The organism is Photobacterium sp. R1 (assembly GCF_054600795.1).
The window spans coordinates 1-383 of the sequence record NZ_BAAHZP010000178.1; the positions used below are offsets into that span (position 1 = coordinate 1).

1 protein-coding gene is annotated in these 383 nt (G+C 49.3%); it reads right to left on the reverse strand.

Features of this window, described 5'->3' with window-relative positions:
- A partial coding sequence (locus ACYP03_RS24560) for an NUDIX hydrolase (RefSeq protein ID WP_459782458.1) occupies positions 1-383 on the reverse strand: 383 nt, incomplete at both ends.

The window sequence follows — 383 nt, forward strand, 5'->3', positions numbered from 1 at the left end:
TAATCGGGCTGGTATGGGTGAACCGCTCTGTCTTTTATCGCAATCAGTTTGGGCTGACTGACGACCAAACCGGATTCTTCCAACACTTCGCGGACAATCCCCTGTGACGGGGTTTCACAGACATCGGCCCACCCTCCGGGTAATGTCCACTTGCCATCCTCACGTTCTTTGACCAGAAGAATTTTGTTATCGCGAATCACTCCGGCCCGCAGATCAACTTTCGGGGTAGGATAGCCCTCTTCAGGAATAAACAGATGATGCACTTTACTGAGTGGCTGGCCGCTAATCTGTGCAAACATTTGATATGAAATGTCGGCAATCTGATCAAAGCGTTCAAGATCGTATAGATCGTGACTGTAAGCTTTACCGGCTTGTGCAATGGC